Below are 19,654 nucleotides of genomic sequence, written 5' to 3' on the forward strand. Positions count from 1 at the left end.
TACTTATGAAAGATTCAAGTACCAAAATAGTCTGGAAAAAATTATATACAATTATCTTAATTGCTAACATAGTATATTTATTTTTTTTCTATTGGATTACAATTACTTTTTCATAATGTCCTGATATATGTTACTCACATTTCATAACAACTTTTATACTTACAACAGATAACTATCATATGCAACTTATAGATTGGATTGTACTTACCGGAACTTTATTGTTTATTGTATTATACGGTGTTTGGAAAACCAGAGGTAGTCAAAATGTACAGGATTATATTCGTGGCGGTAATGAAGCCAAATGGTGGACTATTGGTCTTTCTGTAATGGCTACTCAGGCATCTGCAATTACTTTTCTATCTACTCCAGGACAAGCATTTCATAGTGGAATGGGGTTTGTTCAATTTTATTTTGGGCTACCTATTGCGATGATCATTATATGTCTGGTGTTTATTCCACTATATCATAAATTAAAAGTATATACTGCGTATGAATATTTAGAAACCAGGTTTGATTTAAAAACACGTACGATTACTGCCTTTTTCTTTTTAATTCAGAGAGGATTAGGAGCTGGTATCACCATCTTTGCTCCTGCTATTATATTATCTGCTGTATTAGGTTGGGATCTTATCACCTTAAATATCATTATAGGAGTATTAGTAATTGTCTATACTGTTTCTGGTGGAACTAAAGCCGTAAGTGTCACTCAGAAACAACAAATGGCTATTATATTCACGGGAATGTTTATTGCCTTTTTTCTAATCATTGGTTACCTACCAGAAGATGTTACTTTTTCTAAGGCTTTGGATATTGCTGGTGCTAGTGGTAAAATGAAAGTATTGGATTTTTCGTTTGATCTTAGCAATAGATATACGGTTTGGACTGGTATTTTAGGAGGAACATTTTTAATGCTTTCTTATTTTGGAACTGACCAAAGTCAGGTACAACGATATCTATCCGGTAAATCAGTTAAAGAAAGTCAATTAGGATTATTATTTAATGGATTACTAAAAATACCTATGCAATTTTTCATACTATTGGTAGGAGTTATGGTATTCGTTTTCTATCAATTTAACGCTGCTCCTCTTAACTTTAATCCTGCGGCAGCTATTGCCATAGAAAATTCTGAATATGCAGATGAGTATAAAGAGTTAGAGAATCAGCTTGTTGAAATTCAAAATTCTAAAGAAATTTCTATCCAAAAATTTTTAAAAGAAACAGGGACCGAACAAAAGTTAGAGGCCAAAAACGTTATAATTGAATTAGAACAAACAGAAAAAAATACTAGAGAAGCTGCTAAAACACTAATTAAAAAAGCAGATTCTGTTGTAGAAACAAATGATAAAGATTATGTTTTTATTCATTTTATACTTAACAATCTCCCAAGAGGGCTTATCGGTCTATTACTGGCTGTAATATTATCCGCGGCTATGTCATCTACGGCTTCTGAGTTAAATGCGCTGGCATCAACAACGGCAATTGATCTGTACAAACGTAATATAGGAGAAGAAAAAAGTGAAAAACATTATGTTACGGCTTCTAAGTTTTTTACACTTATTTGGGGGTTATTAGCGATTCTGGTCGCCTGCTTTGCGAACCTGTTTGACAATCTAATACAACTGGTTAATATTATAGGTTCTGTATTTTATGGAAATGTACTTGGTATATTTTTACTAGCCTTCTTTGTGAAATTTGTGAAAAGTAATGCAGTTTTTACTGCTGCAATTATCACACAAGCAATCATTATTTATGTTTGGTGGCAAGACTGGTTACCTTTCCTTTGGCTTAATGCGCTAGGGTGTGGAATCGTAATGTTTCTAGCTATTTTGCTGCAAGTATTCCTACCAACCAATAAGACAAAACTTGATACTATATAATAACCTAAGTATCATATAACTTTTAGTTGCTTTAATTCCTTTAATGAGTTTTAGAGTAACCTTTTGATAAAGTTTGTATTAAGTTGAGTCGAAATATTAGGGATTATGGAAGAAAATTCTCTGACTGACATAGATTTTCCAAAAACGAACTTAAATCCGACGTAAGAAAATCACGTCAATTCGAGTGATCTGACGAAGGAAGATTGTATCGAGAATAGTCATTTTCTATCCAAAAAAGCTATTCTCGATACAATTTTTCTCCATTTCATTCTGAAAAACCACTCGAATTGACGTTTTTCAAACATTTTGACTTAGGTGGAACTCACGTTTAGAATAAAAAATGAGGCTGTCTGAAAACTACAATATTTACTATTCAGTCATATTGAGCAAAGTTGAAATGTACTGTAAATCAAAGGTGATTGCTTCTCGACTAAGTTTATACTGAATCTTGTCGTTAAATGAAAACTTCTTTGTTTAACATAAGGTTTCCTAAATCAAATCATGGTTTATAACAAAAAAAACGGGAAGCTATTTAAATGGCTTCCCGAATCATTTTTAAATATCAATATTATATAATATTGACCAATTACAATTTAATATCCTTTTTGTCTTTTTCGTAATTAAATAGGTGGTCGATATCCATTTCTTTAACATCACCTAACTTAGATAACGCCTTCATATTAACATCCTTTTTATTACCAATCACCAATACATTATAATTTTCTCCACTAATGTTATCATTAAAAAATGATTTAAGATCAGCAAGCGTCATATTTTTAATAGTATTATACATCTCCTCACGATTATCATTATCTATCCCTCTTTTCTTAAGACTCTCGTATGTCCAGAAGATATTAGATTTTGTAATACGTTGCGCAGCTATCTTTTTAAGGGTAGCTTCTTTTGCTTGATTAAATTGCTCTTCTGCCTCAGGCATGTCTGTCATCAGCTCCATCATCGCATCAACAGCTTGTGGCATTTTATTAGCTTGTGTTCCTACATACGCCATTACATAATCTGATTCTCCAGCTTCTCTAGCTTGACTATAGCTAGAAAATGCCGAGTATGCTAAAGATTTAGATTCACGTATTTCCTGGAATACAATAGAAGATAATCCACTACCAAAATAAGTGTTAAATAATCTAGAAGCTGCCATTTTCTTAGGATCAAACTCTGCTCCTTTTGCTAATAATAACATTTCACTCTGTACCATATCATAATCCACAAAGTACACATTACCACCAGTTTCTTTTTCTACATATGTTGTTTTCTCCGGATAATCTACTAATTCAGATGCTACGATATGATTTTTATCTAAAGAAGCAATTGCTGCATCTAGATCTTTACCATAATAGAAAATACGTTGTTTGAAATTACGTAATTCTTTTACTTTATCTACTAAATCCTGTGGATTAACAGCTTGTAATTCTGATGCAGTATAAATATTACGTAAACGAGAATTCTCTCCATATTTACCATAATTCATAAGACCATTCCAGAAAATATTACCCTTCTGAGTTTTTCCGTCCTTACGTCCTTTCAATATTTTATCTACATATTTATTATACGTCTCTTGATTAGGCACAGCATTGTTCCATAAGTGCTCTAATAATGCTAATCCACCATCTAGGTTTTCTTTTAATCCAGAAATACCTACATACGTCTTATCATTAGCAGAATTCACATAATAGCTAATTCCTAATTTATAAAACTCTTGCTTAAGCTGCTCTGGAGTATATTTATCAGTTCCTAAATAATCTAAATATCCAGCGGCAAGTGATACCTTACGGTCATGATCTTGTCCCATATCAAAAATGATATTAAGGTTAAACAAATCATTATTTGGATTTTCTATATAAGATACTGCTAAACCATTACTAGTTTTACTCTCTTTGATTGCAGCTTTATAATCTACATATTGAGGAGTTAACGCTGGAGCTTTTGTTTTATTAAACTCTTGTAAGAATGTTGATTCTTTACCTCTGTTTAATTCGATAGGTGTAATACCTGGGTTTTCCACCTTTACAATACTCTTATCTTCTCCTTTTATCTTATGCACTTCTACATAATTATTACCATATACATTATTTGCAAATGCTACTACCTGCTCCTTAGTAATCTCTTTCATTTCATCTAGCATCACCAGTCTATTTTTCCAATCTTGGAAACCGATAAAAGCATCTAAATATGCGTATGCTGTAGAAGAGGCATTTTCATACTGTCTGATTCTAGATAAACGTAAATCATTAATTACAGCATCTAATAACCAATCTTCGAATTCTCCTTTTTTGATTTTTTCAATTTGTGCCAGTAGTAACTCTTTAACCTCATCTAAGGTCTGATCCTCTTTAGGAGAACCATATAGTAAATGGAATCCATAATCATTATCAAAATTAGTAAATGAAGATGCATTCTGTACTAATTGCTTTTGGTTTAGATTTAAATCAATTAATCCAGCTTGAGAATTTGCAAGCATATAATCAATCAAAGTAACCATTACTTCTTGATCTGTTCCTTTTCCTTCTGTTCTAAACGCTACATAAATAGATTCTGCTGTAGGTCCGTATACTTCTTTTTTAACAGAAGCTGTAAGTGGAGCCATTTCTGGGAATGTAGGATGCGTAACTTCTTTCTTTTCATATCCTCCAAAAGAAGCATTCACCTTCTTTATTGTAGCATCAAAATCAAGATCACCTACTAATATTACTGCCATGTTATTAGGTACATAATATTTATTAAAATATCCATGGATTGCTTCCATAGAAGGGTTTTTAAGATGCTCTGATATTCCGATTGTAGATTGAGTTCCGTATGGATGTGTTGGATACAAACCTTCTAAAACAGCAAAATACTGCTTACGTCCATCATTATCTTGTCCTCTATTAAATTCTTCATATACAGCTTCTAATTCCGTATGAAATAAACGTAACACTAATTTGCTAAAACGCTCACTTTCTACGGTTAACCATTTATCTAACTCATTAGCTGGTATTTTATTTACATATACCGTTTGTTCATTAGATGTAAAAGCATTGGTTCCTTCTGCTCCTAATGAACCCACCATTTTATCATATTCGTTAGCAATAGAAACTTTAGAAGCTTCTAGAGAAACCTCATCTATCTTCTTATAAATCTCTTTTTTCTTTACAGAATCTGTTTCTGCTTTGTGAGATTCATATAAATCAGAAATTTGTTTTAAAAAAACGCTTTCTTTTTCAAAATCCTGAGTTCCGATTTTATCGGTTCCTTTAAAGACCATATGCTCTAAATAATGAGCTAAACCTGTATTATCTGCTGGATCATATGTAGATCCTGCACGCACAGCTATTAGTGTCTGAATTTTTGGTTCTTCTTGATTTTTTCCTAAGTACACTTTTAGACCGTTATCCAATGTGTACAAACGTAATCCTGTTGGATCATTTGCAACAGTTTCATAAGAAAAACCAGCCGCATCAGTATGCTGTTCGACTTTTAGTTCTTCATCAGAAGTCGCATCTTGATTAGATGAATCCTTACAATTACTAAGCACTACGGCTATAGCTAATAGTAAGAGAAATTTTAATGATTTCATTTAAATAGTTTAAGTTAATGTATGTTTAATGTTCTATTAAACGCAAAATGTTAACGTGTGTTACGTTTTTTGTGATTTTTTTAACACAAACAGTCCAATAATTGGATTTGATGTACTTAAAAACTCAAATTAACCTCTTAAACTATAGTAGCATGAATCATAATACAAAAAACGGGAAGCTATTGATAAGCTTCCCGTTTTAAACTATTACAATAATTTAATTACTAACAATTAATAATATCATTCCAGCTACAAGCCTGCCATTCATCGAATGATGCATGAGCACACCTTCCATGACTATTTAAACAAGTCATAAACCCACAAGTTGGTAAACAAAGATCTTGTTCAAGCTTTCCTCCACTAATAGTTTTTTGCTCTGTTTTACTTAACGTTTTTCCTAAATTTGAAATGTTTTTTAACATGATTTATATATTTAAAATTATTATTTACTGACAATAAACTGTACAAGAAGCTCCTGAGAAAAGACCTCCTTCATTGAAATTCATATAACCGGTAAGACCTTGAGCTTGACAGTTTAATAGATTCAAAGCATTCGAACACTCAACCTGTGGTGAATCGGTTAACAATTCTACGATCATACCAGCTACCGGTAGAATCAAACAAGGCCAACAAAATTTCTGTGCAACATCAACTTGATTATTATTAGTACTTAATTTGATCCCTTTTAACGTATGCCCTAGACTGGTAATCACATCAAAAGTATATCCTCTACCGGATTTTGTAAGATTAACTATTTCAATAAATTCTCCCGTCTTAACATGTTCAAGTCTTTTTATACCTCTATGTTCTGAAAACGTTATTTGATTCATGAATTCTTCTGAAGGAATCATATTATATTGGAATCTTCCTCCTTCATATTTTGCTGCCTCTCCTTTATCATTAACCAAAAAATGATAATCCTCATATGAAACACTATAATCTGAAGAATTGCGTTTTTCTAGCGATACATTTTCTAATGCTTGTGTTTCAATACTATCGTCTTTAGAACAGCTAATAACAAATATTGATAGGCAGAATACTAAGATTGATTTTTGAAGTATATTGAGATTTAATTTTTTCATTTTATTAAGTATTTTTAATTAAGTTTTATTTTATTTTTTTCTGAAATTTAACGTGAATTACTCTTCACAGCAAAATGAATGAATTTGTGAATTACAAGGTGTTAACCCGATTACTAGACCACTACCGGGATCAACAACCGTTACATTGTAAAAACACATATGTTCATCTTCTGAAGGAGCATGTAATAACCCTCCTTTAATTGATTTCTGCTCGTTTTTATTTAGCCTCTTTCCTAAGTTTGAAATGTTTTTTAACATGATTAAAATTTAAAATTATGATGAATACTATGATCATTTAATGACACTCATAGCTTATGTCTATTCTTCGCGAAAGAATGTTTTATAACCAGAAAAAAGAAAATGAATCCCTTTTACTAATTATACTGCCCTGTTACCATAATTAGGATTCTGTTACCCAAGAAAATTAGGTTTTATTGTTAAAAAAGTATTAAACTAATAATCAAAGCAAAAAGCTCTTACATTTCTGTAAGAGCTTTTTATTATTATTTGTTTTTATAATCAATGTGCTTCGAAGTTATAAACTTCGAGCAGCAGAGTAATTTCTTAAATGTTTTATTTCTTACTCATACCGGTACTAGTTACAAACTAGCACCAGCGTGGGAATTTCTTCTAAGAAATGTCAATTTGTATTTTTCTTACCCATATCTATAATTTCTTTTAAATCTTTTTTGCTAACTTCACTTAAAAATTTTGAATTACTTATAATTTCCTCAATATCAATAACATTTGAAAAATCTAAAAATTGACTATAATAATTAATCGTATTCAAATACCTGTAAAAATAAAATGGTTCTGTTTTTTCTTTATTCAAAGTCTTTGAAACTTTTTTAAAGTATTTTAAGTTTAAATCCCCAGCTAAAAAAAGGTTTATATTAGTTTGAAATTTAACCAAATTATTTGAAGTTCTTTTACTTAATAATTTGTTTAAATTTAAATAATTAACATTAACTTTTTCTTTATAATAAAACTCATTCATAAAATCTAGAATACTTAATTTTAACAAATAACTTTTTCGCTTTAACAAATCATCTATTATATAATCATAGAATTTAACAGAGTAATAATCTATGTTAATTGCTAAATCAATTAGTTCCATTTTATGATCCATTGATATATTTTTTTTCATATTTACATTGATATAGTCAATGTAAATATGAAAATTTCTATCAGATTTAAAACATGAATAATTAGTGATAAAATAATTTCTAATCATTTCATCTTCAAGCAGCTTTATAATTTGATTAGCTTCTAACTCTTTTCCTTTACTTATTAGTTTTAAAATATCTTTCATAATAAAATTACCTTACATCTCCTCGACCCCTGTTTTTTCCTTTATTTCTTTGTCCTCTTCTCTTTTGTTCCTGTTCTATTCTCTTTTTAAGTTTTTTATCTCCACTTCTTATCGCTTCCTTCATTAAGGCTGCTAATTCCTCATCTGATAATGGAGACAATTCATCATCCCATTTTCCAGTTTTTCCTTTACCCATTTGATGAATATAAGAATCAACCAAAGCAACATCATTAACAGTAAAACTTTGTATTACTGGTGGTGAATAAACTCCAGAAAAAGGCACTGATCTAGCGTCATATCTTGCAGTTGTTGATATTGGTCCTACAGTGGGCATATATCTTGGAGCTCTGCCATTTGGTAATACATGGTCAAGATACACAAAACCAGCTAAAGGTAATACTCCTATTCCAAATGCAGCAGCAGGTGCAGCGGCAGCGGTAGCTGCACCTGTTAAAGCAGGTGTTGAAATTGTTGGTAAAGTAACAGCCGAAGTTTCAGCCAAATTTGCAGTTAATGCAATTAATAATGCGGCTGAATTAGCTTGATTTAATTGGGTCAAATTTGAACTATTTCTATTAAGCGTAACCTCATCTAAACCTTGAATACCACTTGTATAATAATAAGCATAAGAACGTGCACCCCCATCATCAGGAATAAAGTTAGCTATTGGGTGAGGGTCTGCACAGTCAGTACATCCGCCATCAGGGTCGACCTTACTGATTGGATTATTACCCATACCAAGATATGGACTATAGAACTCACCATAAGGATCTGTCGTTAACCACCTACCTATTCTACTATCCCAAAGTCTTAATTCAAAAGCGTTTAAACCAGTTTCTGAGTCTTTCTCAGCAAATTCTCCTTGATACCCATATCGATAATCTCCTTCAATATTTTTATTGGGCATCGGCATCCCAAAAGGATAATAATCTGTTTTGCTAGTTAATGACAACGCATTGTCACCATCTTTCATCACCACAGCTCTTACATTCCCTAAATGATCTGCAAGCTGATATACGTATTTACCATCAGAACGAGATCCGTTATCTCTCTTAAAAACACCTATCCTACCAGCACCATACACTGGATGTTCTTCTAGTTTCATCTGTGCGCGTCCTGGTCTGTAATAAATTGCCATTGGACTACCTGCTATATCTCTTACATAAATAGTCTGTATTAATTCACTGCCTATAAATGATTCTTTACGCACACGCTGTCCTCGATCATTATAATAAAAAGCAACTTTTTCCTTATTGGCTACCTGTAGATGTACATTATCTATCTCGGCACTCTGATATAATTTATTGTATGCATTTAATATTCCAAAACCATTAGGGATCTCTCCATCATTACTAATATCTATGATAACATACACTTTAGCTCCTGTAGCCAGAAAATCAAAATTAATATGATCTACAATTCGATCGCAATAACTATGGGTATGATCCTGTGGGTTTATTACTATGGTTTCAATAATAGATCCATCTTCTTGCTTTAGTGTAATTGTGACACCTGCATTCATATCAATTACCTGATCAGATATGATACCATCATTAAAAACAGATCCCAATAATTGCTTTTGAAATAACAATACATCAAATTCTAGCTTATGATGCGCATTTGCTACCGTTTTAAAGTCTGTTTTAATCGTATAGGTATTATTGGGTTGTACCCTATTATAAAAGTTAAACTGTAACCTACCTTGATATGGGTCGCTGTTATCAAAATCTACGCAATATGGCGGTATATTGACTTCTTCATGAGAAATTGGTTCCCCGTTTATAATTTGTGGTAGTAACCCTGTAAAAACATCTTCCTGATCAGATTGGTTAGCTATAGAAACATGCCTCAATCCTTCAGATACCGTCCAATTACTATGTCTACCAGCTGTATTAAAATCTTCAAAAGCAAGTGTATGATACGTATTGGTATCTGTAGTAGTTAATTCACTAATTTTAGTAACCAATCCTGCAGCGTTATAGGCATACAGCACTTTATCTTGTTTATTGATTACCAATTGCCCTATACTATTATAGATATAATTACCTGACTCCTGATTTTTCAAATCGTTATATCGGTTTACATTGGTATTGTCATTTGTGTCCTCTACATGGTTTAATTGATTATTAATGCTACCGTAATGATATGTAAAATCATCCATCGCATTTGTACCATTGGCATCGGTAAAACCATTACGTTTTAATGTTTTTATATTACCATTAGCATCATAAGTTATATTACTAACTTTATAATCTTCGGCATTTTTGGTGTTCTCGTTTCTATAATTCGCATTAGTTAACCAGTTGTTTTTATTATAACTATATGAATAGGTACTAGGTTGTCCTACTTGGTTCTGCCACTGTACCGCTTGTATATTGCCATTAAACTGGTTTGGGCTAGATGCATTTACTTGGGCAATAGGTGTTGGTGTATTTGTCCTTGTATAATCATTTCTATAATACTGAAGTGTCATACCAAAAACATCTGCAATAAAACCATTGGCACCATCCTGTCCTGGATCATTTTTCGTCTGTAATGAAGGGTGATTTATAGCCTTAAGTTGTCCGTTAAGATTATATACGTAATCTACACCTTGTAAATTTTCAGCTAATTCTTTTCTAATTAATTGTCCTGTCTCATTATAAAAATACTTTGCCTGCTCTTCAAAATTTTCATTATCAATAGATGTAGCAACTCGTATCAATTGTCCACCTACATTATACTCATAGTTGTGAATAAATCGTTCATCTTTGCTATGTCTTTGATAATCCACTTGTATTACTTGACCTGTAATAGCATCATAGGTATAATCTGTTGTTTTCAAACAATCTAAGCCTGGTATATTTTGTATAATCCACTCTACTCTTCCGTATACATCATAACTGTACCAAGTTGTGGTTGTTTCTGGAGATTTTGTCTGGGTTTTTGATACATTACCTGATAAAAATGTTTGCTTGTATTCTTTTTCGGATAAGCCACATTTATTTAAATAATCAGCTAAAGATTTGTCCGGCATATCATACAAGGTAAAATGCTGCTCGAAACAATTTCTATCATCTAATCCATCCTGTACATTCACCAATGTCTGTATATCGATCCCAATTGGTACTGGAGGTAATACTGGAGTTTCTGTAATAAAGACTGCGTTAATCGCATTATTATTGTAGTTAAAAGAAGCATCTACTGCTAGAGGTCCAGAAGAATTGCCTGCACTTGTATAAAAAACTGTTCCATTTTTTTTATAAGTCACTATTCCATCTTGTCTTTCTACCATAAAAGAATCTAATGGACTAAAGGTTCCAAAGTTTATAATCTGACTGCTTCCATCTCTAATAAAATCTCCATTTTCATAAACCTGAATTGCACTTACACCTCCTACGTTTTTTAAATTAATTCCATAGGTAATACTTTGATAACCTAAATCTAAAGCAGCATCTATTGGTGATAATCCTACTACTACATCATAATTACCTACTTGAACTTGTCCCATTAGAGGCTTGAATGATACATTTCCGTTTTCATCAATGGTCTCTACAGAATGAAATCCTGCATTCCATCCATCTGGAGCCAACACTTTTTTGTAGGTTGCAGATAAACTTTGTTGACTACTTATCACCTGAATGTATTCCGAAAAAGCTAAGGTAATTGTAGATATTGTTGGAGGATCAGGAGTGAAAGGATCTACAGGAGTTTCTGGTGCTAAATAAAACTCTATGTCATCAGACTTGTATACACCACTTTCAATGGGTCTTCCTAATCGATCGTAATTAGTATATGAAAATTCATCATTCGCATCTTGCTTTATATTCTGAGAAAAACGTATTTGACCATCTTTTCTATAAATAAACTTAGCTTCACCTTCATCCGGACTTTTAGTCTCCAATAACTGCCCTAGTGAATTGTATGAAAATTCACTTTTAAGATTAGAACTTTTAGGCTGTGTAGATTTTGTTAATCGTCCAGCTTTATCATAATAATTCAATGCATAGTCATAATAGTTCTGGCAATGACTCACACCATATTCTCTGTTTTCTTGATCAAACAAACTAGGATTATCGTTCAAACCATAAGATATATGATAGGTTCCGCTCCATGGTGCTGGAAACGTATGTATAATACCATATCTTAGCTCTACTCTGTAAAACCCTTGGGCAGTAGTATACACTCCAGGATTAACCTGCATTACGATTTCTTCTGTAATTAAATCATATACTCTATAATAAATACCTTCCGGTAGATTATCATATGAGATTTCAATACGTTCAAAACTATCAGCAAACTCCTCTTTTTTATCTTTTATGCTCTTTCTAGAATTGGCTTTTTTCGATTCATACTCCTGAATTCGCGCACCAATGCAATCATTAATGTCATCACCAGAACTTATAGTGCCATCTACATTAGAAAAGCAATCAGAAGTACCACTAGAACCTCCTGAGGTTGTTGTAGTCGTAGTTGTAGTCGTACTAATATTTGTATTTAATAATGCTATATTTTGACATCCTTGAGGCATATGGAAATCTACCCAACCTTGTTCTTTTATTATGATTCTATTGTTAGTTGTGTAGTTATTGACTCCTTCTTCATTTCCACTTCTTGCCGAGGCCAATACATTGCCATCACTATCCGTAAAAACGACATTTTCAATTCCATGTGCATCTCTACTTATGGTTTTTGTAGTAATGACATCCTCGTAATTAGGATTATTAAAAGCACGTGATTTAGAGAGTTCTTGCCCTGCAGGCATGCTAAACGTATAGGTTTGAAGCCAATTACCCTCAATCTTATTACCTCCTAAAACTTTTTTTACAGTACCAGGATTAAGTTTACTATGAATAGTTCTACTAAACGGATAGCTCGTATTATCCTGATATTGATTTGTCGTATTGTTATTATAATACGCTCCCAATTTACTAGAAGTACTAACTGTTTTTGGGTTTTCTATAAAACTACCTTGGTCAAAATCCGATGTTTCATAATTTCCAGAATTTTCCTTCAAAAAATTAATATCATATGTAAATAACCCCGAACTGTTTAAAGGTGCGGATAGTGTACTAAAAGATGGTCTGCCTTGATAATCATAGAGAACTTCACTACCCCAAACTTTTCCAGATGACACATCCCAACTTTGGCTTTGAGTAGGTTTACCATAATCATTAAAAAATCCAACACTTTTATGTAAAGTCTGCCCAGAAATATCATAACTAATACTACTAATCCAATTAGTGTTATCTGTGGGACTTGGTGGTGTTTCTTGTGCTAACAAACCTGTTACAGAAAATAAGCAACTACAAAAAAGAACGTAAATAAATTTAAATTTCATCAGTCTATTGTTTTAGTTTGTTATTTAGATATAGTTTTCACCTGTTTAACTTTGTTATCGTCGCAACAACTACAGTCATTTGAAGCGCCGTTTTTATAATTGTATTTATACTGATTGATTAACTTAAATCCTCCATCAGTTTCTGGTAAATCGGCTTCTACTTCTTTAAACAACCTACAGAGTCTACCTGCATTATCATAAACATATTTTGTTGCCATATTATTAGCATCTAAAACATAGGTTAACTCATCGGTATTTTGATCATATACATAGGTATTAATACTAGCATAGACAGGATGTATCCTGAAATCATCTATATTTATTTGAATTCCTTTATACCTATCAGAAAGTGTTAAATACAAAGTATTCTCAGAGCCATCCAAAAACTCATAATGATTAAATTGATACCATCTTCCAGCTTGTACGATTTCTCCATTAAACGCTATTGACTTTCCATTAATATTAAGCCTCATCATAGTTGCCGCTCTAAGAGAATTAGCCCAAACAGAAATCTTATAATTATCCTTAGCGTATTCACCAGATCTCATTCTGGTTTTAAAGCCTTTATCACCTGCTCCGATTCTTAAAGAAAACTGTCCTGTATGTGCATCACTTTCATCTCTTAAGTTTGCTCCTTGAATATCTTGATCCAGATATTCGCCATCAATATTGTATTCTGCACTAGAAGCATACAGTTCTGTATAACTTGCGTTACCACTAGCAACAACCTTAGTTTGATTTTCAGCCATTTTAGATGAGACATAATTACCATTAATGTCTTTATTTTCTATCGGAGAAGACCAATGTGTATACCTTGTAGTTTCTGATACATTATTCCATTTTTCATTTGTAGGAGTCCCTGTTGTCCAATCAAAATAGTTGTTGTTTTTATTAACATTCGTAACGTAACTACCATTAGCCACATTGATATCATCTTTCCAAACAAAAGATTTATGCTTACGCCATACATCATTTAGCTGTTCTTCATTTCCTTTATAATCTCTATAATTCCATGAGTTATTCCACGTTGTTATATTGGCGTTGAGTGTTTTCCATCCTCCTGATGCCCCTCCGCTATAAGACCAAGATGTAATAGACATGGCTTCTTGAGTTAACATATTTTTATTTGATGGGTTATCTACCTTAGAACCCATTTCCGGATATTTGGCATAGGCTGGTACTCTTTCACTATATATAGATGAACCATCCGCTTGAGTAGTTTTACTAGTTCTAAAACTACCTAACCAGGGATCAGGGTTTGAATATTCTGTTTCGAATTTGTTATTTCCACCAATTAACACAGTTTTCTTAAGCATATTATTATATTCTGTCCTTGAAGAAACACTTAATAGTTTTTTACTATTTAAAACAGCTGTACCATTTGAATTAGTGGTAAATATGGTTTTCATAGAATTAAAGGACTCTTTAATATGACCTTTATCAGGTTCATTACCCAAATTGGTTCCATTGGTGAATTCATTAGAAACTTTATACATCAAATGATTCTTACTATTATATACCTCCATTGATTTAAGTTGTCCTAATATTGCTGTATTTACATGTATGTCTACAGTTTTAGCTTTTCCATTTGTAATGTCTTGTTCATTTACTTTTGCCCAAAATAATTTATCCTCCTGAGGAGACTGTGCCTCATTGGTTTCCATTGTTATTTCAGGATTAAAAATATTGAACACTGGTTTTAGAACATGATGCTGATATCTATTTTTTGTATAATAGGAACCGTCTTCTGCTGTAGATTTTACGGTTACATACTCGTACATAACTCCAGGTGGTGTAAGTTCCGATCTATAAGGCACATATTTAAGTCCTTTAACAGGAGCAAATGAAGTAATTCCTGAAGATCTAGGCTGGTTATTATTATTGATTTCATATGGATTTGAGTAATCGTATTGTGTTCTATAGCTTGTATTACCATCTGACACCTTTATTTCTTTTACTCTTAACCCCCCGCCTGTTTCATCTTCTGGAACTTTACTAGCTAATAGATTATATATAATTGAATGAGCATTATCATTATTAGCTATATTTTCATCTACCCAAGCTAATTCATAACGATTTTTGTTTTGTCCTAGTGAATATTCAATATCATTTTTTACTATAGGAGTATTAAAAATATTATTTACACCTTCCCAACCATCTGCACAATTTCTTATTCTAGCCGTAACTTTTATTCTCATTTCATCGCTAGACAATTCTAGTATCTGAGCTTTCTGCTTTAAAATATCTATTGCTGCTCTTCTATAACCATTACCTGGATAGTTTCTCATTTTAGAATACCAAACATCTATAAAGAACTTTTCATTAGAATAGAAATAATCTCTAAAGTCAAAATCATTATTACCCAAAAGCGTATTATCTTTTTCTATTTTAATTTCAATTTCACCATTTTGATCACAGTATAAATTATTAGTATTATAGAATGTAAACTTTAAACCCTCTTTCCAATAGCGACGGGAAAACGCTTCAGTCCAATAATCATCCTCTTCATAATCAAATTCCACAGTACTTCCTATTGGAGACGTTATTTCTTTAAGGTTCCATGCCTTAATTTTTGGTATTCCTGCTTCTTCTCCTTTTAAGAAGCCCCAATTGTCAATGACACTATTTTTGTAATCCACAAATTCAGGAACTGTATTATTACCATGTGCTCCATCTAAAGATAAATTCTCCATTGTTTCTAAGTAATACTCAAACTTATAAGGAGGCATTATTTCACTATTGCCTTTCCCATTCATTCTTATCTCATTTAATGTTAGTTTACCATAAGGGTGACTTACATTTGTTAAACCAGCAGGAAGCCCTTTTGAAGATGGTGAATTGGGTGCCAAATCATAATTATATGAGAAGTCAATTACATTTAATGCGTTTTCTGAAATAAAGGTATTTGACAGATCATTAACATCAAATACAAGTGATTCATTATGAATACGGTAACTATAACTACTTCCATATGCTTCAGCAAAATATGGTGATTCCCATTGTGGGGAATGCCAACTATCTCTTGTATAGTTTGACAAACCACTCCCTAGAGATCCAGAACCATTTTTGACTAAATAATTAGCGTCTTCGGTTTTTAAAACGATTATTTTATCAAGTTTAAGAGAATATTCTCGTGCATAATTTACAGACCTTTCTCTAACATGAATATTTGAAGTATGATTCATACCAGAATTTTCCCCAGTAGTACTTAAATACCCTGAAGAAGTAACATTACTATTAAACCAAAAGCCTAAATTTTTTCCAACAGCATCATAACGTATATCTTTAACAAAAATAGCTGTGTGTTCTTTTGACTTTATTTTATCTAGATAATACAATTGTTTTCTACCAAATTGGTAATGCCCTTTATCTTTTGTTTCAACTTCGCCTTTTAAATTTGTGTAATAATCCATAACACCATCTTCATATGGTGATCTCCAGACAAATCCATCAGACCATTTACCATATTCAAATTCAATCCAAAACCCATAATCCTCTTCATCTACTCTGTTATTATTATTAAAATCAATATAGTCTGGACCCGTAACAGCTGTTAATAACCAGTGTGTTGCAAAAGGAGTATATTGCCTGTTCTCTTTAACATTGGCAGCATCACTGGTCTCAATTAAATTTCGTTGTATTCTTTCAAAATGATAAACAGGTAATGAATAATGATAGGTTTTACCATCTGTTGAAGTTATTTTATATGCACCTATTCCATTTGGAGAAAAATGAATATCATTTTCTCTATCTGTATTATTTAAATTTGAGGGGATTATCAAACCTCTAACATTAGTTGCATAATTACTAGTTATTTGGTTATTAGTAAATGTTTCAATGAAATTTGGAGACTTTGCTCTACCTGATACATTATCATCTGTATAAGAATTACTTAAATTTAAGCCACCTTGAGTCACATGATCTGAAAGATTATTTCCTGAGCCTAATATTGTACTTGGCTCCACTAATTCTTTACTAGAAAAGTGACCATCAAAATAAAAATTTAATGTGTTGACACTATTATGTGATTGTCCAAAATGACGTTGAGAAGCATCAGAAACATTCCCATGATGCCAAAACGCATGAATATCTTGTCCATTTGCATTTTGTGTCTTCACTCCCTTAGAAAAAATGGATATATTATCTAATATTCTAGGTGTAATTTTACCGCTAATTCCTTGAGCGCTTACTCCATAATTATCATATCCTGCGAAAGTAAAATTTGGTTTTTCGATTAATTTTGAATAATCTGCCAAAAACGTTTCTTCAGCCTGAGGAATTTCTGTGGAATACGCATCATAACCAAATTGTCTATTTTGATAATCATTTAAACTTCCTTGTTCATCAGCTATTATATCAATATTAGCAAGATTGTTATAATCCCAACCATATAACACCCCCCATTCTCTATTCTCTTGACCCTTTCTTAAATGAATATCAACCTTCTTCTTTGTATACGCAACACCTAAAACACCAACACCTAACACTGCACTAGCTCCAAATGAATCTGATTGTGTATCAATGCTATAATCTCCTTGAGAAAAGGAATCTGAAGATTGGCCATAACTTCCACCATAACCAGCGTAACTTCCACCAATAGTATAACCGTTGTCATTAAACGATGCCCCAACACTCCATGCAGCTCCTGTATCCGTTTTTCCTCCTACATTTATGTTGTACGAAGTGTCACCTGTATGTGTGTTATAACTAGCGCCTAACCCTACGGAAGTACTTTTCGTTATATTCTGAGAATACCCTCCATTAATACCATAACCTGTTTTAACCTGATCACCTCTTCCTCTGGAATCTCTTACATATGCTTTATCAAAAAATCTATCCCACATTGTTACGGTTAATCCTTTTCCTTCACCCCAACTAAACTCAGTCCCAGAAGAAACTATACCATCAAAACCACCATAACTTACTCCAATAGAATGATATTCTTGTTCTGTATGATAAGATGTAAAGTTAATTCCTACACCTGATTTCCAATCATCTGGAATACCTTGAACACTTCTGTTAATTGCTCCTGGTGTTAAATACCAACCTAAACCAACCCATGATGCATCAAGGTCAGTAGTAACTCCTGAATGATAAGAAAGTGAAACAGGATAACCACCAATAGATAATACAGGTATAGAATATGACATATCACCAGATAATAGATTTACTACTCCATTAACATCTATGGGTTCAAAACCTCTAGCATCCGGAGATGTTATTCCTTGAGCATATCCAGTTATACTATAAATGAAAAAAATCATTACTATAACTGTCAATAATACCTTTTTAAACTTCTGTAATATTCCCATTAACCTAATTTTTAAATGATAATTGTGGTTCATTTTTTATAATGTTAGTGTCAACTTTAAACTTGACTTCTCCTGTGTACAACCCTAAATCTTCTATCGTAAAACTCAAAGTTTCTTCTTTTAATTTATTATCTTCTTTTGGATAGATAAATAGTATACTTGTACTCCTACTCATGCCATACAGCCTTGGGTATACGAAATCTACCAGCGCTATTGTATCTTTACTTTTCGTATATAAATGAACTTTTTCATTCATCCCAAATGCTAGCTGGTTTACCATAGCTCCAAACTCGTTTCTATCTCCAGCCTTTTCATTAAGTAATTCTTGGTTATTTTTACTCATGCTCAAAATAAAATAGAGGTGTTTATTATATTTCTCTCTTAATGTTTTGACTTTAGCATCTGTAATAAGATTTCCTATTTCTTGCTCTACTAAAAGATCTGTTGGTTTATAGATTAACTGAAAATCATACCCGTTAACCGTCTTATTTTGAGTAAACCCATTTTCTTCAACCATTATATACTCTAGTAGCTCTTTTTCAGTAGTGAAGGTTCCACTTGTACAACCATATAAAAACACTCCCAGAAATAATAGAATTCCTAATTTCATATACATGATGAGTACCTTTTTATTTACCATCAAACTCCGTATTTAAACCCTCCAATACTTCTGGAGTTAAATCCGCAGCTTCAGAGGCATACATAACATTTCCTGAGCCACTCGCCCCAAAAATGATCTTGTATCCATTTTTCTTTCCGTATTCTTTTACATAGTCATTAATATCATTAATCACTGTTTGCGTAGATTTTTTATCCTCTTCCTGGATTTGTTTTTGAATAGCTTGTTGGTAATTATTAATTTGTTGTTGTTTGTTTCCTAACAATTGCTGTTTAAGCTCTAGTTCTTTTTTAGATAACTGAGAACGTTCTTTTTCATACGTTTTAATTTCGTTTTGCCAGTCGGTCATCAAACTATCTACATTAGCATTAAGCGTTTTTGCTTTTTCTTCAAAAGTTGCACGCACTATTTTGGTTCTTTTATATCCGTCAAGTAACTTATTGACATCTACATACACCTGTTCTGAAGATGATTGAAAGTGAAAAAATGAGAAAATTCCGAAAGCTAATGCTAAAACAGAAATGGGTAATGACAACTTATTCATAGTTTTATTTTAAGGTA

The 19,654-nt window shown here is 32.2% G+C and carries 9 protein-coding genes; 1 reads left to right on the top strand and 8 read right to left on the bottom strand.

Annotation, left to right across the window (positions count from 1 at the left end):
• The first annotated feature begins 179 nt into the window (after positions 1-179).
• Positions 180-1,877 (top strand): sodium:solute symporter, encoded by a 1,698-nt coding sequence (locus tag Q0975_RS12160; protein ID WP_299436977.1) that lies wholly within the window; start codon positions 180-182, stop codon positions 1,875-1,877.
• A gap of 586 nt (positions 1,878-2,463) precedes the next feature.
• Here Q0975_RS12160 and Q0975_RS12165 read toward each other — a convergent pair.
• From Q0975_RS12165 to Q0975_RS12200, 8 genes are all read right to left on the bottom strand, one after another.
• Positions 2,464-5,448, bottom strand: a complete 2,985-nt coding sequence (locus Q0975_RS12165) for a M16 family metallopeptidase (RefSeq protein ID WP_299436979.1) — start codon at positions 5,446-5,448, stop codon at positions 2,464-2,466.
• A gap of 446 nt (positions 5,449-5,894) precedes the next feature.
• Complete coding sequence (locus Q0975_RS12170) at positions 5,895-6,530, bottom strand: hypothetical protein (RefSeq protein ID WP_299436981.1); 636 nt, start codon at positions 6,528-6,530, stop codon at positions 5,895-5,897.
• 57 nt (positions 6,531-6,587) lie between these two features.
• Complete coding sequence (locus Q0975_RS12175) at positions 6,588-6,788, bottom strand: hypothetical protein (protein WP_299436982.1); 201 nt, start codon at positions 6,786-6,788, stop codon at positions 6,588-6,590.
• Between the two features lie 382 nt (positions 6,789-7,170).
• On the bottom strand, positions 7,171-7,842 hold the full coding sequence (locus Q0975_RS12180) for a hypothetical protein (protein ID WP_299436984.1): 672 nt from the start codon (positions 7,840-7,842) through the stop codon (positions 7,171-7,173).
• A gap of 7 nt (positions 7,843-7,849) precedes the next feature.
• Positions 7,850-13,162 carry an RHS repeat-associated core domain-containing protein gene (locus tag Q0975_RS12185; protein WP_299436986.1) on the bottom strand — a complete coding sequence of 1,771 codons (5,313 nt, stop codon included), beginning with the start codon at positions 13,160-13,162 and terminating at the stop codon, positions 7,850-7,852.
• A gap of 20 nt (positions 13,163-13,182) precedes the next feature.
• A complete protein-coding gene (locus Q0975_RS12190) occupies positions 13,183-18,474 on the bottom strand; it encodes a hypothetical protein (RefSeq protein ID WP_299436988.1) in 5,292 nt (1,763 codons plus the stop codon).
• A 4-nt stretch (positions 18,475-18,478) separates the two neighbouring features.
• Entirely contained in the window at positions 18,479-19,090 is a 612-nt protein-coding gene (locus Q0975_RS12195; protein WP_299436990.1) for a hypothetical protein, read from the bottom strand.
• 13 nt (positions 19,091-19,103) lie between these two features.
• Positions 19,104-19,637 (bottom strand): OmpH family outer membrane protein, encoded by a 534-nt coding sequence (locus Q0975_RS12200; protein WP_299436992.1) that lies wholly within the window; start codon positions 19,635-19,637, stop codon positions 19,104-19,106.
• Positions 19,638-19,654 lie beyond the last annotated feature (17 nt).

Origin of the sequence: uncultured Aquimarina sp. (assembly GCF_947500065.1) — a bacterium.
Taxonomy (GTDB): domain Bacteria; phylum Bacteroidota; class Bacteroidia; order Flavobacteriales; family Flavobacteriaceae; genus Aquimarina.